The 24246-nt window shown below is 38.7% G+C and carries 19 protein-coding genes; 11 read left to right on the top strand and 8 right to left on the bottom strand.

Features of this window, described 5'->3' with window-relative positions; all coding sequences use genetic code 11:
- Positions 1-13 precede the first annotated feature (13 nt).
- Positions 14-1981: a hypothetical protein gene (locus tag FFU37_RS18120; protein ID WP_138490211.1), complete on the bottom strand. Its 1968-nt coding sequence runs from the start codon at positions 1979-1981 to the stop codon at positions 14-16.
- Positions 1982-2141: 160 nt separating this feature from the next.
- Positions 2142-3068 carry a LysR family transcriptional regulator gene (locus FFU37_RS18115; RefSeq protein ID WP_138490210.1) on the bottom strand — a complete coding sequence of 309 codons (927 nt, stop codon included), beginning with the start codon at positions 3066-3068 and terminating at the stop codon, positions 2142-2144.
- A gap of 174 nt (positions 3069-3242) precedes the next feature.
- Between FFU37_RS18115 and FFU37_RS18110 the strand changes: the two genes are divergently transcribed.
- The 9 genes from FFU37_RS18110 (at position 3243) to FFU37_RS18070 (ending at position 14741) form a co-directional block, all read left to right on the top strand.
- Positions 3243-3920 (top strand): glutathione S-transferase family protein, encoded by a 678-nt coding sequence (locus FFU37_RS18110; protein WP_138490209.1) that lies wholly within the window; start codon positions 3243-3245, stop codon positions 3918-3920.
- A gap of 105 nt (positions 3921-4025) precedes the next feature.
- A complete protein-coding gene (locus FFU37_RS18105) occupies positions 4026-5153 on the top strand; it encodes a zinc-binding dehydrogenase (protein WP_007583457.1) in 1128 nt (375 codons plus the stop codon).
- Between the two features lie 223 nt (positions 5154-5376).
- Positions 5377-7935, top strand: coding sequence for a CotH kinase family protein (locus FFU37_RS18100; RefSeq protein WP_138490208.1), 2559 nt, complete (start codon positions 5377-5379; stop codon positions 7933-7935).
- Between the two features lie 77 nt (positions 7936-8012).
- Positions 8013-8927 (top strand): polyphosphate polymerase domain-containing protein, encoded by a 915-nt coding sequence (locus tag FFU37_RS18095; protein ID WP_138490207.1) that lies wholly within the window; start codon positions 8013-8015, stop codon positions 8925-8927.
- Position 8928: 1 nt separating this feature from the next.
- Positions 8929-9516: a DUF4956 domain-containing protein gene (locus FFU37_RS18090; protein WP_138490206.1), complete on the top strand. Its 588-nt coding sequence runs from the start codon at positions 8929-8931 to the stop codon at positions 9514-9516.
- A gap of 1 nt (position 9517) precedes the next feature.
- The gene (locus FFU37_RS18085; RefSeq protein WP_138490205.1) at positions 9518-10612 is read left to right on the top strand and encodes an OprO/OprP family phosphate-selective porin; all 1095 of its coding nucleotides are present in this window, start codon (positions 9518-9520) and stop codon (positions 10610-10612) included.
- Between the two features lie 354 nt (positions 10613-10966).
- Entirely contained in the window at positions 10967-11944 is a 978-nt protein-coding gene (locus FFU37_RS18080) for a type IV toxin-antitoxin system AbiEi family antitoxin (RefSeq protein ID WP_175413929.1), read from the top strand.
- On the top strand, positions 11925-12782 hold the full coding sequence (locus FFU37_RS18075) for a nucleotidyl transferase AbiEii/AbiGii toxin family protein (RefSeq protein ID WP_175413928.1): 858 nt from the start codon (positions 11925-11927) through the stop codon (positions 12780-12782). The genes FFU37_RS18080 and FFU37_RS18075 overlap by 20 nt, the downstream gene beginning before the upstream one ends.
- Before the next feature lie 696 nt (positions 12783-13478).
- On the top strand, positions 13479-14741 hold the full coding sequence (locus FFU37_RS18070; RefSeq protein WP_138490202.1) for an IS110 family RNA-guided transposase: 1263 nt from the start codon (positions 13479-13481) through the stop codon (positions 14739-14741).
- Between the two features lie 32 nt (positions 14742-14773).
- On the opposite strand, the gene FFU37_RS18065 is transcribed toward FFU37_RS18070, so the two are convergent.
- The 6 genes from FFU37_RS18065 to FFU37_RS18040 all read right to left on the bottom strand — a co-directional run bounded on the left by FFU37_RS18065 (position 14774) and on the right by FFU37_RS18040 (position 22606).
- On the bottom strand, positions 14774-15166 hold the full coding sequence (locus tag FFU37_RS18065; protein WP_138490201.1) for a hypothetical protein: 393 nt from the start codon (positions 15164-15166) through the stop codon (positions 14774-14776).
- A gap of 1016 nt (positions 15167-16182) precedes the next feature.
- Positions 16183-17223, bottom strand: coding sequence for an IS481 family transposase (locus FFU37_RS18060; RefSeq protein ID WP_138488686.1), 1041 nt, complete (start codon positions 17221-17223; stop codon positions 16183-16185).
- A gap of 130 nt (positions 17224-17353) precedes the next feature.
- Positions 17354-18997 carry a TniQ family protein gene (locus tag FFU37_RS18055; RefSeq protein ID WP_138490200.1) on the bottom strand — a complete coding sequence of 548 codons (1644 nt, stop codon included), beginning with the start codon at positions 18995-18997 and terminating at the stop codon, positions 17354-17356.
- Between the two features lie 233 nt (positions 18998-19230).
- Positions 19231-19938 carry an ATP-binding protein gene (locus FFU37_RS18050; RefSeq protein WP_138490199.1) on the bottom strand — a complete coding sequence of 236 codons (708 nt, stop codon included), beginning with the start codon at positions 19936-19938 and terminating at the stop codon, positions 19231-19233.
- Positions 19935-21923, bottom strand: coding sequence for a TnsB C-terminal domain-containing protein (locus tag FFU37_RS18045; RefSeq protein WP_138490198.1), 1989 nt, complete (start codon positions 21921-21923; stop codon positions 19935-19937). Before FFU37_RS18045 ends, FFU37_RS18050 begins: the two co-directional genes overlap by 4 nt.
- The gene (locus FFU37_RS18040; RefSeq protein WP_175413927.1) at positions 21911-22606 is read right to left on the bottom strand and encodes a TnsA endonuclease N-terminal domain-containing protein; all 696 of its coding nucleotides are present in this window, start codon (positions 22604-22606) and stop codon (positions 21911-21913) included. Before FFU37_RS18040 ends, FFU37_RS18045 begins: the two co-directional genes overlap by 13 nt.
- A 456-nt stretch (positions 22607-23062) precedes the next feature.
- Between FFU37_RS18040 and FFU37_RS18035 the strand changes: the two genes are divergently transcribed.
- Together FFU37_RS18035 and FFU37_RS18030 are read left to right on the top strand one after the other, a co-directional pair.
- Positions 23063-23425, top strand: a complete 363-nt coding sequence (locus FFU37_RS18035; protein ID WP_239022744.1) for an MbcA/ParS/Xre antitoxin family protein — start codon at positions 23063-23065, stop codon at positions 23423-23425.
- Positions 23426-23559: 134 nt separating this feature from the next.
- On the top strand, positions 23560-24144 hold the full coding sequence (locus FFU37_RS18030; protein ID WP_138490195.1) for a hypothetical protein: 585 nt from the start codon (positions 23560-23562) through the stop codon (positions 24142-24144).
- Positions 24145-24246: the final 102 nt, after the last annotated feature.

Genomic DNA, 24246 nt, shown 5'->3' with positions numbered 1-24246 from the left:
CAACTCAAAACCGTTACTTTTTATCCATAAAAAAGTTAACTTGCGATAAGTTAGTTAAATATTCTCGCCTTACGTCTTTATTATCAGCTAGCTTGTCTAAATCACCAATCAGGGTAACTAGTTTATTATGGGAGTGGCTGCTTGTTTTTTTAAACTCGTCTTGCTTTTCGTCGCTCTCAACACGCTCTTTTTTATTCATGTTGTAGCTGTTTTCGTTTTCTTCAAGCCAAATATCGTCAATTAAGCGAATGTTGCTTTTACTAACGGTTTGCTCTTGCATCGCCATTTGTAGCTCGTATTGATTAGTTTGCGGATTAAACTCAAACATTTTTGTATCAACATCAACCTCGTGAGACTGATTAAGCCCCACAAGCTCTTTATTTTTAACGGCGGTGTTTACGTTATAACTCTCTTCTTTGTCGTAATAATCAGGGCGACTGTATTGATAATCAAAGTGGCTACTTACATTTTTACTTTGCGTTACACCGCTAATCTCCCCTAATTGGCTTTGCTCTGTCGCTTGGCTTAGCTCAATTGTACTTTTAGGCTGATAATCGCCGTTATCAAGCGCATAAGAAAATGTAGCATCAAAATCAGCGAGCTTAGAAATACCCGCTCCTAATGTATTTGGCGCCTTATTATTAAGCCCTTGGTAACGGGCATCGTTTGTAATCATGTTATCAACCAAATCGGCAACCATGGCGCGCCCGTCATTAAAGTGCTGATCTGCAAGTGACCCCAAATTGCTATAACGCTCAGCCGCCGCTGACATACTCGCAAAAGCGCCTTTAAACAATGCAAAACCTTGTTGCATTGCCTCGTCGCCTTTGCGCCCAAATGCCGACTCTTTATCGTCTTTGGTGCTGTTTACTCGGCTATCTTCTAGGCTTTGATCGAGCGACGCTAAATACCGCTGCATTTGCTGCGTGTCTTTAGCGCCAATGGTTGACATATCGAGTGCAAAATCAATGTCGTTTTGCCCAGCTGCGGCTGTAAACACAAGGGCTTGCTGATTTGATGCTTCATCAATGGAGTAACTTAAATCAAGCGTGTTCTGGGCAGTATCAAGCGCATCATTTTGCGTTGTTGAAAACGACACATTAAAACCGGCTAACTGTTCACTATTAAAGTCCGCTAAAAAATCTAAGCTCATGTCTGTTTGATTTGGCACTATAAGAGGGTTGAATGAATTTTCACTCACTTTAAAAAATTCATCGGCCATTTCGCCAACACCCGCCATAACCTGCGTTAAAGCGCCATGTTCAGCCTCAGATAAATTACCATTAACTTCGTAACTTATGCCAAAGCCATCTATCGCTTCACCTGTTTTTTCGTCATAACCTTGCGATGAGTTAAAGGTAATGTTTATAACATCACCTTCTTTAGTTTTTACCGAGAGCTCAAACAGGTAGTTATCGTCATCCTCGTATTTTGTGCGATTAAGGCTTTCCATGTATGGATTAAGTGAACGCTCAACACGTTGCTGGCTTGAGGCTAAAAACGTTTTTTGCTCATGCCCAAGCTGACCTAAACTCGATAAAATATCGCTGGAATTAGCATAAGCACCCTGAATATTTTTAACCGACGTATTTAATCGCTCAATTAATTGGGTGCTATTTTCGTTTTTTAATAACCCCTCATGCTGAGAGCTTATTACGGTGCGCAGGGCGAGTTCTTCATCGGAGAGTTTATAGTTAAGCATGCTGGGCGTGCTTGAAATAGTAAATAACGAGGTAAGTTGCTGCTTTAAAACGTCCTCTACCTTTTGATTACTAGCTAGTGCTTCATCAAGAGTTTTATTATTTAACTGGCTTAATAACCCATCGGTTATTTTTGACTCGTTAGTTTGTAAATCATTAATAGCTTGAAGGTCGCTACCGGTTAGTAGTGAAGGACTCACAGAGGTTTGGTTAGCGTTATTAACTGATTGGGCAAGTAAAGTGCTTAAATTAGCGTGGCTGCCAAGTGCATTATTAACCATGATTATCCTTAATCGCTAAACCCTATTAAGTAATTTATCGGACGCAGCATTAAAAGCTTTAGCTTAAGGAGACGTTTTTTTACCTATTATTCATACAAACAACCCATTAATAAATCGGATAAGTGTAGGTCGGATAAGCACAACGCCATCCGACAATTCACTATTCTATTCGCTTAACACTTCCATTTGTTTCTTTTATTCTTTGTACTAAAAAGTCGACCGCCGCTTTTACCTTTGGTACTAAATAACGTTGCTTTTGATACAACAAATAAACCGCCATAGTCGCATTTTGGCTTATCGCTAATTCATGCTCAAACTTAAGCTCTTGTAACTGGCCAGACTCAAGGTATGAGTCGAGCGCCCATCGAGTTGACATTAAAATACCCTCGCCATTACACGCTTTTTTAGCTAGCCACGACCCGTTATTTGAAATAGCGACCGCAGGCCCAGAAACGTCGTGCCATTGCTCATCCACTTTACATAACCAAGGTGTTGGCCCCGCTGGCGTTTTAAAATAAAGGCCACTGTGGCCCTTTAATTCCATAACATTAGTAGGCACACCGTATTTTTGTAGGTAGCAGGGTGACGCAACAGGAATAAAGCCGTTATCCATTAGTTTTATTGCTAGCACGCGCTCATTTGGCGCATAACCACCGCGAATCGCAATATCAACATCGTCACGCCCGAGTGTCGACAGCTCATCACTTAAGCTAACATCTAATATAATTTCGGGGTATAGCGTGCTAAATTCATCAAGCAGAGGCAGTAATATTTTGTCACCAAAACTCACCATTGAGCTTATACATAATCGCCCCATGGGTGTTGTTTGATAACTGCGTACAGTTTCGTGGCTTTGCTCTAGCTGATTTAATATTTGCTGAACATCGTTATAGTAAATTTGCCCAACTTCGGTCAATTTAACTATGCGGGTCGAACGCTTTAAAAGCGTCGCCCCTAGGCTTTTTTCTAAATCAGCAACTCGCCGCGACAACGACGAAGGCGGCACATCAAAAGCTTTTGCGGCTTTGGTAAAACTGCCCGTTTCAACCACTTTGATAAAATACCGTATGGCTTTTAGTTGATCCAAGTCGCCTCTCCATTAAATAAAATGCTTTATTGTCTTAAAGACAAAAGTGATTCGCATTTTCCCCTATATATAAGCAAATTAAAACAAGTAATAATGTACTCAACCTAAAGACAGGGACTTAAATTGCATTTTTTGGCAATGAGTATCTTCACGTTAATGATGGAAAGCTGACTTATGATTACTTTGCACGGTTTTGCTGCTAGCAACTATTACAACCTAGTTAAACATGTACTTTTACACAAACAACTGCCATTTAAAGAACACCTTGTTTACGGCGGTAGTGAAGAGTTATTAGCAATCAGCCCTGCAGGCAAAGTGCCTGCAATCACAACAGCTAATGGCCTTAATATTTCTGAGTCGAGTGTTATTTGCGACTTTATTGAAGAGTCGTACCCACAAACCCCGCTATATCCTACAGATGCAGGTGAGCGCGCAGTTGTACGTCAAATTATGAAAATGGCAGAGCTTTATTTTGAACTGCCAAGCAGACGGTTTATCCCTTATGTATTTTCAGGCGCTGAAGTACCCGACACAACTAAAGCCGAAGTACGCCAAGTATTAACGCGTGGTGTAACCGCTTTGAGTAGCGTGTGTAAGTTTTCACCTTGGATTGCAGGCGAGCAATTTACAATGGCAGACATTTACGTTTATTACGTAAACACCATTGTTAGCGCCTTTGGCTCAAGCCAGCTTGATTGGGATGTACTTGCACAAGTACCCGGCATGAAAGAGTGGAACGAATCAATGAGCCAATTAGCCATTGCCCAAAGCATAGAGGCCGATCGCCAATCAAATATGGCTGAATTTATGCAAAAAGTGAAAGCGCAAATTCAAGCAGCAAACGCCAAATAACGCGTAGCTATAAAAGTATCTATTCTAATTTTTAATTACTAAGACAGATCGCCAATACAATAATGCTATTGGCTTAACAAATTTAATTCTTTGCAGGAGACACCTATGACAGATAAAAATATCCAACTTACTTCAACTATCAGCGAAGACAATAAACTTACACTTGCCTTAAAAAACATCGAGATGCCAAAGCCGAATGCCGATGAAGTGGTTATTCGCATTGAAGCTGCACCATTAAACCCATCAGACTTAGGCGTTTTATTCAGCGCAGCTGATATGTCTACTGCAAAGCAATCGGGTACTGATGAAGACCCAGTAATTACTGCCGATGTTCCAGCTCAATTTATGCCATCACTTAAAACCCGTGTTGGAAAAGCAACGCCCGTAGGTAATGAAGGCGCAGGCACCGTAGTAGCAGCAGGCTCATCACCAGCCGCACAAGCATTAATGGGTAAAACCGTTGCAGTAATTGGCGGCGGTACGTATCGTCAATTTATATGTGCCAATGTACAAAGTTGCCTAGAGCTAAAAGAAGGGACTACTGCTAAAGAAGGTGCATCATCTTTTGTTAACCCACTTACCGCACTAGCAATGGTAGAAACCATGCGCGCTGAAGGCCATAAAGCTATTATTCACGCCGCAGCGGCTTCTAACCTTGGCCAAATGCTAAACCGTATTTGTATTGCCGATGGCGTTGATTTAATTAATATTGTTCGCAAACCAGAACAAGAAAAATTACTGCGCGATATGGGTGCAAAATATATTGTTAACTCAAGCAGCGACACTTTTCTTGCTGACCTAACAGCTGCAATAATCGAAACCGGTGCAACTATAGCGTTCGACCCTATTGGTGGCGGCCAACTAACAAGTGACATTCTTAACTGTATGGAAGTTGCAGCTGCGCGCGATATGAAAGAGCACACAATTTATGGCTCTGATACATTTAAACAAGTGTACATTTACGGCGCACTAGACCGCGGCCCTATTACATTAAACCGTAACTTTGGCTTTGCTTGGGCTGTAAACGGGTTCTTGTTATTTAATGCTTTAGGTAAATTAGGCACAGATACAGTAATGAAAATGCGCAAACGCGTTGCTGATGAAATCACCACTACATTTGCAAGCAACTACACGCACGAAGTGTCATTAGCTGAGGTATTACATTTACAGTCAATCGCGGCTTATTCTAAACAAGCTACCGGCGAAAAGTACTTAATTAAACCTCAAGCTTAATTAAATATTCTTCGTTAAAAATTAAAAAGCAGATGCTAATTAGGTATCTGCTTTTTTACGTTTAAATATACGCACTCTACTATTGCTAGGTTTGCAGTTAACGCGTCCTTAAAAGCCTGTCATAAAACCATCACAAAAACGTAATTTACTGAATGTTTACACATTGTTTGCACCTTTTATTCTTATAGTTTATCCACTTTAATAAAATAATAAGCGTGCCTACATGAATATAAAACCTTTTATATTTTATTCAGTTATTGCCTCTACTACATTATTGTATGGCTGCGGCGGTGCTGAGCAAACTACCGACACTAGCACAGAGCAAAGTACTGATTCATCATCAACAATCACGTCAACTGGCTTAGTTATAAACGAAATTGTCGCAAGCCCAAGTGATACCTCCTACGATTGGATTGAGCTATATGCCACTGAAGATATAGCCGATTTGTCGGTATTTTCACTTGTTGATGATAACGCCGACAGAGAGCCTCAAGCATTACCCGCAGTAGCGCTTTCGCAAGGAGAGTTTATTGTTATTCAAGCTATTGATGAAACCGACACACCGCCCGATAACGGTTATTACGTTACCTTTAAACTAGGTAGCGACGACGTTGTTACGCTTTATGAAAATGGCACTGCGGTGTCTGTACTTGATTGGGAAGAAGGCGAAGCCGCTGAAGGTTTTAGCTACGGTTTATACACCGACGGCACCGGCACCGCGCAAACATTAACACCAACACAGGGCGCAGCTAACCAAACAGCCGACACCTCAACACTTGTTACCACGCTAATTGCTGAAGATGCCCCACTGCGTATAAACGAAGTAGTAGCAAAAGACAGCAGCGGCTCCGAGGACTGGATAGAGCTTTATGTAACAAGCAGTAGCGATGTTTATTTAGCTGACTACACACTAAGTGATGACAATAACGAGCAATTTGCCCTACCCGACATTACTTTAGCGCCCGGTGAGTTTTATCGCATTTACGCCAGCACCGATGATTTAGGCGACCTCCCAAGCGTAGCGTTTAAATTAGGCTCAAGCGATACCGTAAGCCTTTACAGTAACAATGTAATTATAGAGCAGTTATCGTGGAAAAAAGGCCAAGCCTTGAGTGGTTACAGCTATGGCCGCTACCCAGATGGCAGCGATGCAACAGCGGTATTAACTCCAACAGAGCTTAGTCAAAATAGCAAAGCAACTCACGGACCACTCGTTATTAACGAAGTGGTGGCAAGCGCCACAGACGATGGTAACGACTGGTTTGAGCTATACAATAACAGCGAAAATACTATTAACTTAGCAAACTACCAAGTTATTGATGAAAGCGACGACATAGACCCAGTAACCCTACCCGATATAGATTTATACGCAGGCCAATACATTACTATTTATGCCACCGATGAAGATCCAGGCACTTACTACGTCCCCTTTAAACTAGGTAAAGAAGACGAGTTAAGCTTAATACTCAACGATGAAGTAATTGACTACATTGATTGGGACGAAAGCGATGTAGCCACAGGCTTTAGTTACGGCCTAATCAACAGCACCGACTTTACTCATGCGTTTTTAACCCCTACTCCAGGTAGTGAGAATACCGTTGCAACCGCATTTACACCCACAGCTGTTAATACGCTTTCTATTACAATTACCGACGAAAACTGGAAAGACATTCTAGATAACCCACTTGATGAGGAATATCACGAAACAGCTATTACCTTTAATGGAGTAACACTCGATAGTGTGGCTATTCGCACTAAAGGCGGCTCAAGCTTAAGCAGTGTTGCCAACTCTAGCAGTGACCGATACAGCTTTAAGGTCGATATTAACGAATACGTGTCGGGCCAAAAGTTTTTTGGGCTAAAAAAATTCACACTGCAAAACTCGTTTAACGACCCGTCGTACATGCGTGAAGTAATTGCCTACGACCTAATGGATGAAATGGGCGTACCAACGCCTGAGCATGCTTACGTTAACTTTTATGTAAACGGCGAACTATTTGGTTTGTACTTAATGGTAGAAGCCATAGATGGTGAGTTTGTAGAAAAACACTTTGCCAACAGTAACGGCGATTTATACAAGCCTGATGGCACAGGCAGCGATTTACTGTGGCTAGGTGACGACATACAAAGCTACACCGACATAAACTTACAAACTAACGAAGACACCACCGATAACGGCGCATTTATTAACTTTGTAGAATCGCTCGATGACGGCGAAACAAGCGCCATAGAGGTAGATACACTTTTACGTTATATGTCGGTTAGCACTTCGCTTTCTAATTTAGATAGCTACCACGGTACGCTTGCTCATAACTATTATATTTACGATGACGATGGCGTATTTAGCATTTTGCCATGGGATTTTAACGAGTCATTTGGCACCTTTAACATGAATTGTAATGGCGTAGATGTAAGAGAGCTCTACATTGATGAGCCAGTAAGCGGCGCATTAAGCGAGCGCCCGTTAATCGCTAATGTATTTGCCGAGCAAAGCAACCTTGATGTGTACCACAGTTACTTAACGCAACTTATTAATGGTTCACTTTCAAGCGACACATTTAGTGCCCGCGTAAATGAAATAGCCGACTTAATCCGTGAGCACGTACAAAACGACCCCACTAGTTTTTACGGCTCAGATTACTTTGAGCAAAACCTAACCTCTACTACGGGGCAGTTTTACGGTTTAACGTCGTTTATGCAGTACCGCGTAGCAAATATGGCCGCGCAGCTTGATGGCACATTGCCTTCAGCCGGCGACGGCAGCGGCTTTTGCTCTAGATAAACAACCCATCCTTTATGCAGTGCCAGCACGCTGGCACTGCACTCTGTAACTTTGCAATTTAATAATCTGAGAAAATTATGACAATTCAAGCACGTTTAAAGGATGAACTTTTTGAAAAGGACGCTTCAATTGCACCAGTAGCACTTGCTGCAATAAACACTAAAAATAAGCAGGCCCAACCTGAAAAGCCAACCGCTGAAGGCTCATTATCAACATTAATTAACGAGCTACTCACCCCGTTTGAAGGCTACGGATTAAAAGACCTTAATAACGCCAACTTAATGAACCGTGTAGATAGCAAGTTTATGCTGCCACTGTCTTTTTTACCTGAGCTACTAACTCACTTACAAGGCCAGTACCGTGTGCTTGATATACGAGGTAAGCGTTTATTTTCTTACTATAATCAGTACTTTGATACGCCCGAGCTTGATTTATACAAAGCCCACCATAACGGTAAGCTTAATCGCTACAAAGTGCGCCAAAGACGCTACGTTGATACCGCCACCGAATACCTAGAAGTAAAACTAAAAAACAATCAAAGCCGTACGGTTAAAACACGTATCAAGCTCGAAAAAAACAACGAGCAAGCCCATTGTACTGCGTTTATGAAAGAACAAATGAAAAACAGCTTTGCACATTTAAACGTAACCCAACAAAGCGGCTATAACCGAATAGCCTTAGCCAACGAAGAAAAAGCCGAACGCTTAACGCTTGATTTTAACCTGTGGTACAACACCCCAAAAGGCGATAACAAAATAACCTTACCGGGCTTTTTTATTGCCGAGCTTAAGCAAAGTAAAAAAACAAAACACTCGCCATTTTATAAGCTGATGAGCAAGCACCACATATTCCCAGCCTCGTTTAGTAAATACTGCATTGGCTGTGCTTTGCTCTACCCCGAGCGTTTAAAAGTAAACCGCTTTAAACCTGTTTTAGCCCGTTTAAAACACCTTAACCGCACTAACCCGCTTTTACCTTTAGAGAATAATTAAAATGACAAAATTAGATCTTATTTTTCTTTCCCGCTTTTTAGTAAACATCTTATCGTTGGCTGTACTTTGCTATGGCTGTTACTTCCGTATTAGTAAAAATGCAGTGGTGGCAGGCTCGTTTATTTTATTTGGCGTAGGCGTTTTTATTATTACCTTTTTACTGCACGGCGTTGATATGTCGATGGAGTTTGCATTTGGCCTATTTGCCGTATTCACCATGCTAAGGTACCGCACTGAGTCTATTTCTATTAAAGAGATGACCTACTTATTCCTTGTTACTGCCATTGCTTTACTGACCTCTGTAGGGCAAATGAGCCTAATTGAGCTAAGCATGCTTAATGGCATTATTTGCTTAATTGCCTTTTTGATTGACTCAAGCGTATTTGTAAAACGCTACGAAGTACAAAGCGTGTGCTACGAGCGCATAGAAAACATAACTCCGCAAAACCAAGCCACACTCATCCATGATTTAAAACAGCGCACGGGCCTAAACGTAGTGGCTGTAGATATAGAACACATCGACTTTTTAAGAGACGTAGCGCAACTAAAAGTAAGTTACTTAGCCGAAAAACAAACAAAGGCAGCCTAACATGACCTCTAAACTAACTATTTCTACAGTGGCGCTTTCAACACTTTGTTGTTTTGTTAGTAACGCAAGCTTTGCCAAAATTAACGATGATATAGACCTAAGCGGCTATATCATGCTCGACTACAACAAGTTTGATACCTCATTATTAGAGGATCAATACGACAGCAACAGCTCAGAAAGTACCTCAGAAATACGCCGCGCTCGCCTAAGTTTTAAATCAGACATAAGCAAAGACTGGAAAAGTAAATTTCAACTTGGCTTTGCCGATGGCGAAACCGAAATAAAAGACGCCTACCTAGAATACTCAGGCTGGAAATATGCTGATTTAACCATAGGCCAACAAAAAGAAGGTTTTGGCCTAGAAAAAATAACTAGCTCTCGTAATTTATTAATGCTTGAACGCAGCATGATAAGCGAAGCATTTTCGCCAGGGCGAAGTTTAGGTATTAGCCTATCGGGAGACATAGCCTCAGTAAATTGGCAACTTGGTTATTATCAGCCCGACGAAGACGAAGCAACATCTGCTATTACAGGGCGGGTAGCCTGGGTGCCATGGCAGCAAGATACCAACCTATTACACTTAGGCGTCGCATTTAGTGAGAGGCAGTACGACGGTAACGAATTTAGAGTAAATGAGCCACTTGAGGTTTATACCGCCGACTCATTAATAGAAGGCGATAAAATTAATGCCGATAACCTCTCGCAGCAAGGTATAGAGCTGTTATGGCTTAAAGACAGATTGACCATGATGGCCGAGTGGCAACAAGCACAAGTAACCAGTATTGAAAATACAACCAATGATTACGAAGGCGGCTATTTGCAATTTGGTTATCAGCTATCGGGCGGATACCGTAAGTATAAAAACGTAAAACTAGGCGCAAACTCAGAGCCAGGCTGGGAGCTCACTGGCCGCTATAGTCTACTTAAGCTCAAGCAAGAAAACCAAGACGCAAAAACCTACGCCCTTGGCGTTAACTACACCGTAAACAAAAACATAAAGTTTATGGCCGACTACATTAAAGCCGACTACCTTGAGGCCGGTGGTACTATCACATCGGGCAATGCAATCTCATTAAGGCTGCAATATTCGTTTTAATGCGCTTGCGTGTTAAGCCAGTTAATCTAAAACTATAAAGCCCTGTGCTAAACGTTACGCTTAACACAGGGCTATTTTAATAGAGCTGTTATAAACTCTCTAAAGGTAACTTATCAGGCTGGTACTTATCCCACTAATTACAGTAAGGCAATTTAAGCTTGTGAGCTTGCCCCCTCCTTGTTCATTAATGATGGCCGTTCAATAAAAATGAACAACTTAAATTAGTGAACAAAACTTGACTGGCGTTCAATTTATATTTATGTTCATAAACAATGAACAGTTAAATTTAGTGAACAAATGATGGACCTCGGGATAATACAGGCAGCTATTGAGAAATTAAACTTGCAGACGAGTTTGGGCGCAGAGTATAAAGCTTTTAAAAAAGAGTGTACTGAAGGCGAACTCGCTTTGCCTAATGTTAAAAGCAATTTAATTATTAAATGCAAAAAGCACCTAAATATAACCACCTTACAAAAGTATATTGCTGAATTAAAAATAAAAAATCAGATAACCAATGCCCTATTAATTACTGAGTACATCAACCCTAATCAAGCAGCTCTATTAAAGGAGCAAAATACATCCTTTATAGACCGAGTTGGTAACACGTATATTAATTGCTCCCCAATTTATATTGATATTCAGGGAAATAAACCCGAAAAAGCCCACAGTGAAATAGCCTTAGCCAAACAATTAGGTAAGGCATTTCAACCCAAGGGTATGAACGTAGTATTTATGTTTTTAGTGCAACCGGCGCTGGTAAATAAACCCATGCGCACAATTGCAAAGATGGCCGAGGTTGCACTGGGAACGGTTAAACAAGTAATTGACGATTTAATATATCAAGAGTTTATAGTTCAAAAAGACCAACACACTAAAACAATCAACAATTCAAAAGCTTTACTAGAAAAGTGGTTAGACGCTTATCCTGTAACTGTTGAAGCTAAATTAAAACAAGAAGTCTTCACTACTGACAACACGCAGCGACTACAAAAACTTGAACTAAATAATGTAAATGCCATATGGGGAGGCGAATATGCTGTTCAACAATATGATGATTATTTAAATACAAAAAATTATCTAATTTACGTAAGCCCTGAACATAAAAAAGTCATTTTAAAAACTGCACGATTACGAAAAGTAAAAGCAGAAGATAATATAAACGATGCAGTAACAAAAGTAGTTTTAGTGGAGCCATTTTTAGCTATAGAAAAACTTGTTGGGTCAAAGACTCATTTAGCACACCCGTATTTAATTTATGCTAATTTATTAGCTAGTAGAGACACAAGAAACATAGATGCTGCAACGAGGTTTTATGAAAAGCACATCGCTTAATGTCGTTGGTAAATTACCACGAGGGTTAGTTGACCTTTATCAAAAAATAAACGCCCATACTGAAGCATTAGGGATCCCTTACCTAGTCATAGGTGCTACCGCCAGAGACATTATACTCCACCATGGCTACGGTGCTGCAATTGAGCGAGGTACAAGAGATATTGATTTTGGTATACAAGTCCAAAACTGGGACCAGTTTGAACAGTTAAAGGAGCATCTGCTAAAAAATGGTTTTACCCCTGATCAAACAAAAGTACACCAGCTAGTAACTACCGTTCCTAACGGTGAGAGCTGGGAGATTGATATTATTCCATTTGGAAATATTGCTGGTGATGGTAACTCTATTACTTGGCCGCCACAGCACGATATTGGAATGTCAGTAACAGGCTTTAACGAAGCATTTAAACATGCCCTAGACGTAAAAATTGCCAATAACCCCAATCTTAATATTAAAGTTGCATCGCCTGCTGGGATGCTATTGTTGAAGTTAATTTCATGGCTAGAAAGGGAGCATAGCGTTAGACGTAAAGACGCAATGGATATTTTTTATCTCACTAGGCACTACTCAAAAATACCTGATATCGCAGATTCACTTTATGAGGATGACTTTATGGACGCTCAAAACTATGATGAACATAAAGCGAGCACAATGAAACTAGCCACTGATGCTTGCAGCATCGCTAACGAAGAAGTTCTTTCATTCATTAATGAAAAATTGTTCAATATTGAGTCCAAAGTAGACAATTTAGTACTAGATATAAGCAGAGCAGTTCAAATTGAATATAGTGATGCTGAAGAGTTTTTAAGTATTATTCCTGAGCAGCTAAATACTGCTTAACTGTTTCAATAGCTCCTTTGTTTTATATATAAAGTAATCGCTATTGAAACCGCCGGATGCAATTTTCTTATTCCCATAAGTTACTAAAACAACCTCACTTATGTTCTTTCTCATTTAAGCTTGGAGCAGGGCTTTATATAAGGCGAGGCTTTGATAAGTGAATTTCCAATAGGAATTTGGAATATTTCCCATTCAATGCTGGAATTGAGCTTATTTCTCAATTAACGCTGGAAGGGATCACCCGTACGTTGCTAGCCACCCAAGTACATTAAAGGTTTAAGGATATAGTTAATTTGATAGGCGTACTCTGGCAAACTTAGCTAGTGCGACATCAGCAGGCACTGGCAAACCTTGATGTATGAAGTCAAAATTTGACTCTTTTGACCCAAAAATTGTTGACTAAAGCGACGCAGGAGCAAAAGCCCACTGTTTTTAGTCCTGCTGATTTGCCTTATAGTTCGACCAAGTCACTTAATTTAAAAGTAACTGACTATTATATTAAGTGGAATATGCTTCTGTTGGTTACGAATATTGAATGCCAAACATCTAATGTTTTTAACAAGACGTTCGAGCCAACAGAGCACCTCGATTTCAAAACGCATACTCAGGGATTGCCGACCAAGACTATCTATAAGACCTGCGAGAAACGAGACTTAAGCACATTCCGCCCTTAACTTTAACCGTAGGCGCTATAAAATGAAAGCATATAACGTTGATAATTTTGCTGTACTCATTGGCATAGATTGGGCCGATAAAAAACATGATATTTGTGAACACCCAACTGGCACTAATAAATATCATTACACTGTTATTAAACACACACCTGAAGCGTTGCATGGATGGGCTATGGATATTAAACAACGTTATCCAAAGCAGAAAATAGCGATTGTTTGCGAGCTTAAAAAGGGGCCGCTTATTTATGCATTAGCTAAATACGACCACCTTACTTTATTCACCGTTAATCCTTGTGCTGTAGCTAAATACCGCCAGGCTTTTAAGCCCAGTGGCGCAAAAGATGACCCATCAGATGCCTTTCTACAAGTTGAAATTCTCACGTTACATATGGACAAGCTGTCTGTCATTGAGCCCGAGTCAGCAGCTATGCGTTCGCTATCTCAGCTTGTTGAATATCGCCGAAGTTTAGTGCAAGACAGTGTCGATTTATCCAATAAAATAACAGCGACATTAAAAAATTATTACCCGCAGGCACTTGAATGGTTTAAAGAAAAGGACACGTATATATTCTGCGACTTCATTCAGAAATGGCCGTCACTCACTGCGGTTAAAAAAGCAAGAAAACAGACTTTACTCGACTTTTTTGAGAGTCATAACTCACACTATTGCGCGGTCAATAATGCACGACTAGACAGTATTAAAAATGCGATGCCATTAACTCTGGACGAAGGAGTAATTGTGCCTAATCAAATGCTCGTTGAAGTGCTTATTACGCAATTTAAAGTGTTATTAAAAGGCATTGAAAAGCTTGATAAAGCAATAAAATCGGCTTATAAAGCCCAGCAGGATAAAAAGGTATTTGATAGCTTACCCGGTGCAGGTCCACAACTCGCTCCACGTTTACTTGTTGCTTTTGGGAGTAATCGTGCGCGTTATAATGATGCTGCAGAGCTTCAAAAGTACGCGGGTATAGCGCCTGTTATTGAGCGTAGTGGTCAAAAGATGTGGACTCATTGGCGTTATAGTTGCCCCACTTTTTTAAGGCAAACATTTGTGGAATGGGCAGGCTTTTCTATTCGTTATTCGTTTTGGGCTAAAGCGTATTATGAGCAACAAAAAGCCAAGGGTAAGCCGCATAACAGCATAATTAGATCACTGGCATTTAAATGGATAAGGATTGTATTTAAGTGTTGGAAAACGAATACGCCCTACGATGAATCGACGTATTTAGCGGCCTTAAAACGCAGAGGCTCACCACTTTTAAAATTTGCAATTAATAGCTAAATTTTACTAGTCGTCCACCTCAGGGCGTGTTGTTAGGTGTTTTTAACACTAAAAAATAACTCACCTAATGTTAAGTTATCATGCCATAACCCATTAAAATTAATACTATATTTTTTCTCACAATCTTCAGCTAATGTTTCAACTTCTAGAGCATCAGCCATCAGTTTTGATGGATATAATTCGCGATAAACATCTAATACTTTATCACCAGGTTCGAATTTGAGCTTATCACTTGGAGAGAGTGCGAAAGCATCAGTAAACATTAAGAGAAACTCACGAATATCTTCTTTACTAGAATTGGGAAATGTTGATTTCCAATTCTTGCCCATACAACTACGCTTGCGATACTTTTTAGGCAAGGTGTCACCAACCCAAAAGAACAACATGAGAATAACTCCGATCACGACGATGTACTCTAAACCCATGAAACACCTAACAATTTAATAGAACGCTCACCGCGCATATTTCTGCCGACATAACGCTCATCTATCTACTTTATATAGTTTTAGCAAATAACCTAAGGTATTACTATCACTAAGTTTTCTAAAATTTTTGAGTTAAGTTAAATAGATTAATATCCGCGTGCAGCTCATTTTCATGAATATATGCGCAAAAAGCAGTTTGACCAATCAATTAACTACTATATTTAGCCAATCTCAATAACTGGTTTTCGCTCATAACCGCCTTAGAACATTTGCATTGCGACATTTATTTTGGCCGCTAACACCGCTCTATTAATATGAGGTACAACAATAAACCGCTATCCACAGTAATAAACCAAAAAAGATAAAGTATAGAATTTTAGTTGGGAATCTCTGTTTAATTAGTTTAAGCCTAAAAACTAAATTCGATTCTCTATGAAGAAAAGTCTATGATAAAAACCCAAATAAGGAACAACACCATCGCTACAAGCACGGCCACATATGGCTCTTCATTCCAGATGTGTGACAAACCATTCCAAAACCGAATGAGAAAGAATAAAATGTTCTTTCTCATTCAAGCTTGGAATTGGGACCTATATACGGCGAGGATTTAATAAGTGAATTTCCAATAGGAATTTGGAATATTTCCCATTCAATACTGGAATTAAGCTAATTTCTCAATTAACGCTGGAATGAAGAAGTTTTTAACCCCAAACCTAACTTTTTGGTAAATTTAAGGCGAAAAAAAATAGCCCTAAGTGAGCTAGCTTCTAAAGATATATTCATAATAGATTATTTTAGCGGGGATTTAAAATAAACTTCTACCTCCTACTTAAAGAAGTCGAAGTATTGATGAGTGAGGAGTCAATTCGTTACTAATATTGTTTTACCACAGGGATTATGAACTATTAGCAGTTACTGTACATGCTTTTCAATTACTAAATCAAAATATAAGACTCAGTTGTACTAGCTCAGACTTGATCTGACAGTTACCCGTTTTTTAATCGGTGACTGTCAGTCTAGATTTGAGCTAAATTTTTCTCAGCCCAGATCAATTTTCCATCTAATAAAGTTTCTAATGGCGTTCTGCCACAGCATATTTTTCCTTGATGAGTTCGGTCATTATTGTAATAAATCATCCACTCGTCCAGATCCTTTTGCAATTCCGCTAATGAGCTATATAGCTTTTTACGGAATGTAACTTGATAGAATTCATTGAGTATCGTTTTGTGGAAGCGTTCGCAGATACCATTTGTTTGCGGTGACATAGCTTTGGTTTTTGTATGATCGATATCATTAATAGCCAGATATAACTGGTAATCATGATGTTCGACTTTGCCACAATATTCAGTGCCTCTATCGGTTAGAATACGTAGCATGGGAAGCTCGTACTGTTCGAAGTACGGCAGTACTTTGTCGTTGAGTATGTCAGCCGCAGTAATTGGCGTTTTCGTGGTGTAGAGCTTAGCGAACGCTACTTTGCTGTATGTATCAACGAAGGTTTGTTGGTAGATACGCCCAACGCCTTTGAGATTACCCACGTAAAATGTATCTTGAGAGCCTAGATAACCTGGGTGAGCCGTTTCAATTTCACCACACGCTTCGTCATCATGTTTTTTCTTTTCAAGCGCAGCTACTTGAGCGTCGGTGAGAATGATACCTTCGTTAGCAACTTTATTTTCTAGTGCCTTGAGACGCTTTTTGAAGTTCTCTAGGTCATGACGTAGCCATATTGAACGAACACCGCTGCCAGAAACGAATACGCCTTGTTTTCTGAGTTCATTACTCGTTCTGTGTTGGCCATGAGCTGGATAATCGACAGCGTATTTAATGACGGCTTGTTCAGTTGCTTCATCAACTCTATTTTTTAAGTTTGGCGCTCTACGACTTTTATCAATTAACGCATCAAGTCCACCGTCTTCGACGAGTTCTTGATATCGATAAAATGTATCACGGGATACGCCCATCACTTTGCAGGCTCTTGATACGTTGCCAAGTTCTTCTGCAAGATTAAGTAAACCCGCTTTGTGTTTAATAATTGGATTGTTAGTATGTAGCATGAGAGTTACCTCTTATATGTTTTGATTTAAAGATTCGACACCTTTTATCAAAACGGGTAACTCTCACTTTTTCAAGTTGATGTGTCAGATCTTGTCTGAACTAATACAACTCAGTCTAGTCAGGGATCATCTAACTAGACTTGGTTTGATAAGTAATCACTTCTTTAGATAAATCTAATTTGGGTTTTCCAAAATACCTGAATCTAGACTCCAGCTTTCGCAAGCAACAGTCGTTTAAACTTTCCTTTTTGTATACTACGAAGTCAGTTAAATAACCATTCATATAAATCATGAAAACGGGTTCCGCTTTACAGCAATCTCTAACTCGTTTCTCACAATCACGTGACCTTTCAAAGTTTGCTGTTCTATTCAATACAATATAATGACTTACAAACTGTCGGATAGAGTTAGCATCTATTAACTTCTTATCTTTTGTAAGTTTAAGAAAACCTTCATTTATTAATTTGAGGAGTGTCTTATTATCCAACTTAAGCATTTTAGTTACACTCTTATGGCCCATATCTTTAAATGATTGCCATTTACTTTTGAGTAATTCTTTAAGTCCGATTTCAGATATATGCAAGGAGTTTACATGACGTAAAGAGCTATTCACTTTAAACTGAGATTCGACTCTTCCAGTTATTGCATAATCAACCAATTCCTCAACAGTTAAATCAAATAAATCATAGATATCTTGTGGTATGTCATTAATGTTATAAAACTTATCTAAGGTTTCCATTTGAGTACTTGGCTTATATGACTTAAACATAATGTTTTTGATAGCTTCAAGCTCAAAGAATGATTTTTCAGGCCAAGTACTACAATTTAATGCTGGTAACGTATTTTCCTTTACCATATACGTCAATGAATTCGTTTTTATCCCTAAGAAGTTAGATAGCATCGCACCATTTACTTGGAAGCTTACTTGATTAATACCAGTCCCTTTTCCAAAACGTTGTTTTGCACTGTGCAATTTAGTATCAATGTCAGTATTGTGATAATTTAGCAAAATTTGCTCTGCTTCAATTGGTGACGTTAAACCCTTTTTGATATTGAATGAGCTTATCTGCGTTCGAAGTTCATTAACCCCAAACCGAGTAACAAGTTGCCCCATCCCTTCTAGATGTCTGCGATGCTTTAAAAGCAAGCCTTCCCATACATCACTTAGCTCTTCACAACATAATAGCCTGTATGCGTCTTCAAATAATATTCTCAAAAACTCGATATTTACTCTATCTAGCTTTAGCTTTGCAGTAATAAAATCCAGTGGTCGAAAAACTGACTCAGAAAATTTTAAAAGAGCGTTTTCAAATGAGGATCTTTCAACATCTTCTAAACTTAAAATATGCCTTTCAAATGAGTATAAGGCCTCTGTTGAATGTTGCTTACTCTCCTCTAGAGACAGCACGTTTACAACGTTTATTAATGGCGTCTGATGCTTAGCACAAATGGTTGTTGGGATATGTTGCCAACTTATATTATGTAAGTTATTTTCTTTAAAACACTTAGAACACACTTTTAAATGTTTAGAAAGAGAGTTTGTGCAGTTAAACTCTGAGACTTCAATATCCTGCAGTAAATTATACCTCATGACATCCTGCTGGATTTGCTCTAGGTTATAGAGCAAATCAACATGCTCACTTTTATAAAAGTTCCAAGCGAAAGGCACATGCATCTGATTGGACTTAAGCAATTTAGCAACACTTACAAAGCCATAAAAATGAGCTATCAATACACAAGCTCCATATGGCGTAATCGTTATTTTACACTTCATAATGAACCCCCAACTCTTTTTTAAGTATCATGAACTTCTGGCTATATGGATTCACTTGAGTACGACCTTTGATTAGCTTGGGACTAAATGTTTGAACCAAGTCATCTAATTGCATCTCGTCTCTATGACGCTTAGTAGCATGTAAAATAGCCTTGCTTAACACTTGAGTGAGCTGTCGTAAGTCGCCATTGGTAGTTACAAAAAGCGGTAGGTTTATTCGAGGATCCGTAAAATCAATGTGTGTGAATTTTAAGTTTTCGTTCAGGGTAAGTAAGTAAGTAGCTCACATAAACTCTGTAATTGTTTAAGGTAGATACTGATAAAAGGGACTTTTTGATTGTAAGAGAGTTCCTAGAAGCGAACTGCTCGTTAATTGACAGAAGGTTTTGGACTTTTGATGTACCCGCAAAAACTAAATACACATTAAACTCATCAACAAGCTCTTTTAAATAATCAGCTATTTGACGAACTGACTTTATACCTACTTTTTCGACCACTTGCTGAAACTCATCAAACAATAAAACTCGATAGCGCTTGGTTTGCATTTGCTTAGCAATACGTATGCGTAATTGAACCTCGGAGCCTTCTATGAGGCCCGGCTCACCAAACCCTTTAAGAACGGCTCTGTATAAATCCAATGGGCTCATGTTTGATGGGGAACGTATATAGCATGCTTGCTCTGAGCTATTAGGGGATGCTGTGTTAGCGTACAGTTCATTAAAACGAGTCTTAAATTTTTTTAGTAACGTCGTTTTCCCCGAGCCTGAATCACCAACGATAAGCGTACAGCAGCCACTATTAAGCTCAATGACATTACTTGCTTCGGATAAAAGTAAATCGAGCTCTTCTTTGTTTTTTGCACAAACAAAAGTCTTTTCTGTCAGCATCTTTGCTTTAGTCTTGAGCGTGTTATTTTCGTATGCGGTAAAAGCAGTACTCATAACTCATCACCAACCTTAAATTCAGGCATTGTTGAATTTTTAGGTTCATCAGCCTCTGCAGCTTTTAGTGCATTCATAATTTGCTCGCGGGCGTTAGAGTCATTCATGTCGATTGATTTAGCATTATCAAACTTAAGTTTATTTGGTTTTTTACGACCTGTTTCATGCTCTTTATTTTCAGCTTGCTTTGCTTTCATCTTTTTGAAATTCTTTAGCCCCCTAGTTCCCTCTTTATAAGAGTAATGTTTTCGAGGGGATGAGCTAATATCATTAAATTTTCCAATGCGAGCAACATCTAATTCAGCCTGCTGAATGCCTACTTCGTCATGATGATTCTTAGCTCGTATCGGGACAATTACAAAAGTCTTATCAGCCCTAACAACGATGTTTCTTGTATCAATATCACTGTAAAAACAATCAACCTTTTCTACACCTGACATACTTAGCTCCTTGAGTTCAGAGTTTGCATATTGTTCATTTTTCAACTTAATAGAGCCATTCTTATATAGCGTGTGATTCATGCTGACACCGCCACGAAAATGATCAGGTATAAATTCTGGACTAGGTTCACACACAAGAAGTGGATTTTCGCTTACTTTCTTTTGCCAAACGTCAATTGGAGCTCTTTGGTTTAGCCCACCATGTCCAGAAGTATGGTATGTCTGCGTTATAAATTTCTGAAGTTCTTCTTCAAACTCCTGCAATGTCATCACAGCATGTGATTCAGCTGTTTCACCCTGCTCTAAATGCGCATTATTAACACGGGTTTTTGAGCCCAAGTAGCCCGGCAGCCTAGATAAAAACTCTCGGCGCAACGTCCTGAAAAAACTTTCAATAAATGGTTTACTCCATGGACTATAAGATACAGTCACCATTGGCATTATACCGAGCACTATTGCCATTATTTTGTATCCACTACCTTTGGTTGCGGTAGTAGCATCGGAATAGAGTTTGGTGGGAATGCCATTACACGGCCAATCTATATTCTCTTTAGGCATTACAATATTTTTTAAACATTCAATTGCTAAATCAGATGATTCTGAAACCTTCTTACCTACCTTTATAGAGTAACCAACAATACAGCGAGTACATGTATCAATCGCAAACATGACAACAAGCGTGCCAAGATAAGCCCCTGTTTCACTGTTAATGCCAAGGTTGATGTAAACAGCATCCATTTCGACTCGTTCTAATGGTTTTTCAGCGATATATTCCCTACCTAACTTATAGCGCAAACCCTTTTGTTTCTGCTTACTAATCGTTCTATTTATAAGCATCTCAGCCTCTATATCCTCGAGGCGTCTGTATATACTAGATTTTGACGGGATCCTTGGATATTTAACCGGATCCTCTTTATTGAGTTGCTCGACTTTTATACATATCAAATCACTAATTTTATTTGTAGACTTTGCCGTCTTGTCACTACGAACCAGATAATAATCCATAAAGAAATCATAGATGATATCTTCAGTTTCTTGAGTAAATCGCTTTTTACCCTTGTTGCACGAAGCTGCGTCGTAATTTATTAGTTTCCTTGGATCTTTATTTGAATCTAAGTAAGCTTTCACCTTTGATTGACATGTGCTTTTACTAAAACACTTTGAATTAAATTTATTCCAGTCAAATAACATCCGACTTTCGTCAATATTCGTATTCGATGTGTAATTCTTTGAATGCCTAGCAAGGTGCTCTTCAACAAAACTGTGCCACATCTCTTGATCTTTAATTTGCTTATCACTTAAAAGTGATACTCCTGTTAAGTGGGATGTACTTTGATCATAAAAGCTCGCTTCATTATTTTTAATTTTTCTCATGAGCTCTTGATGAGTAACCACTTTTACATTAGCGCCCACTATTTTTTTTTGTGCTGCATCTAATGGTGAGAGAAATATGGACTTGTTGAGCGAGTTTTGTTGTACAGCATCAACAACGTAGAAGTGCTCATCAACTCTTAATTTCATACCTTCTATTATCATGCTCGACATAACTCACCCTCATAAACATTGCTAAATAAAACACTTTCACCAGACAAATCAGATGAAAGCCCTATTTTGAAATAATCACGGAGAATGCAATATGAAATCAAGTTAGTGTCTATGTTTAAACTTTTACAAATACTAACTGCTTTAGCGAGTGTAGTGGGCACTGACAATATATTTAAAAGGTAATTTAAAGCGTCAAAATTAACTTCCCCAAGTGCCGTTGCATTTCTCTTAATCATCATCATATTTGATAACGCTAATCGCGAAGGTAGGTGCTTTTCTGTCATGACATGAAACTCTAAGCCATGTTCGTTAAATGCTTTTTTTATCAGACCATGCTTTCGATTTTGCTTTTCATCAAGGGCTTTTGAAATTTTAACTTCTATCAACTTAATTACATTATTACAATCAGTTACAGAACAATCAGGTGTGTAAACTCTAACACTTTTACCATCAAGATATTTTATGGTAAATGGTTGGCTTTTCACTGAAACAATCGTTGGATCGAACTCAAACATCACAGCAAAATGCGCCTCATTGAATGACTCAAAAAAATGAGGCGATGAATCTTTTGTAGTTGGAAATAAGCCTGATATGTTAAATCGACTGAAGCGTTCTAAATTACGTCTCATGTTATCTTTGCGATATGCATTATCTATTTTTGTATGTCTTATATTTTTAGCCATACCTAATTCCCTCATCAAAAATTAAATTTTAGTTAAGTTTATGATGACGTCAAATATCATTACCGCAAGAAAAAACAGATCTTTTTGATACTTTCGTAGTTAAAATCATAGTTAACACTCAAAAAAGATAGAAAACATTAAAAAACCTTTATTTTTCATGTGTATTTATACATAAAAACAATAGTTAACATATTAAGGCAATAGCAACAAAGTATAAGCAGAAGATGTTTTAGAATATTTAAATCTAAAAAAACACTCAACCTGACTTAAAAGCAGGTCACTAAAAAATTAAAAAACAAACTTTTTAGGTGCAGAGGCTGACTTGAATCTGACTGAATGAACTTAATATGTAAGCTAGTTTGAAAAATTAACTTCACTTAACTGCGACTTCGTCATAACTGAGCTATAAGTAGATGTATCATTCACAGTACATGAATTAAAATGAAACTCTTGAGTATGAATCTAAAATCAACCGAAACAGCTAAAATTGCATTAAAAACATACTTTAACATTATGAAAGAATGGGATGTGAATGAAGGTAAGCAACGAATTTTACTCGGTAAGCCTGATGAATTTACCTTTGAGAGGTGGAAAAGAGGTAGCGTAACAACACTTACCAGTGATGTGCTGGAACGTATTTCCTATGTGCTTGGTATTTATAAAAATTTAGGGATACTTTTTCCTGAAAGAGCACAAGCCAATGAATGGTTAAATAAACCAAACGAAGCTTTTAATGGCTCTACAGCACTAAATCGTATGCTCCTAGGAACAATCGGAAATTTGCGTGAAGTAAGATACTACTTGGATGAGCAGCTTTGATGATATCGAAGGATATATAAAATATTACTCCCTCCAACACTGATGTATTCATAAATTAGAACCACAGTTAGTAGTAGTTTAAATCATATCAAAATATTAAGTATGTATAGCGACAGCCATTGAGAGGCTATAAATTGAATTACTTTAGATTCGCAGCATTTCCTGCTCTGGAGTGGTATAGGACAAGAAGTATCACTGATATAAGTGAACCTGCTTTTGGTAGTATCTTATATTGCTACTTGTATGGTGGGGTCTGCGAGCACTCAGGAATATATGTCAGAAATAATGAAATAGTTCACCTTAATGGTGATGGTTTAGTTGAAAAGGTTAACTCAAAAAAATTTAGGAAACGCCTTGAAGGAAAAAATTTAGCTACCCACATATATATTTCATGTAAAGGCTTAACGGCTGTCGGGTCCCAAAAAGCGGGTGAAAAAGCGCTTAAGCTCATTGGGAAAGAGTATAACTACAGTGTAACTAATTTTAACTGCCATGCTTTTACAGCCCTATGTTTTGATGAGGATATTAAAAGTAAAAGTAACACCTCTTGGGATAATAGGTTCAAACATACGGGTTTACTCCACTTACCACACTACCTTCTTCCAACATTTATGGCGACTACGTGTTACAAAATTTACGATAATTGCGCCAATAAGTACGATCATATCGCTAAAACTTGCTTAGCAGCCGATAACTGGAGAATTTGGGATACAAAATGAAGTTATAAAAAGCCTATAGCCATAGTGTGCTACCCCGTCTAATATAAGTGATGTTTCTACTGCCCTATTTGAAGAGATGAAAGAATCTGAGGTAAGAGGGAA

Source organism: Pseudoalteromonas distincta (genome assembly GCF_005877035.1).
Lineage (GTDB): Bacteria > Pseudomonadota > Gammaproteobacteria > Enterobacterales > Alteromonadaceae > Pseudoalteromonas > Pseudoalteromonas distincta.
Note: the sequence above shows the minus strand (reverse complement) of the source record. Positions and strands in the feature narration are given on the sequence as shown.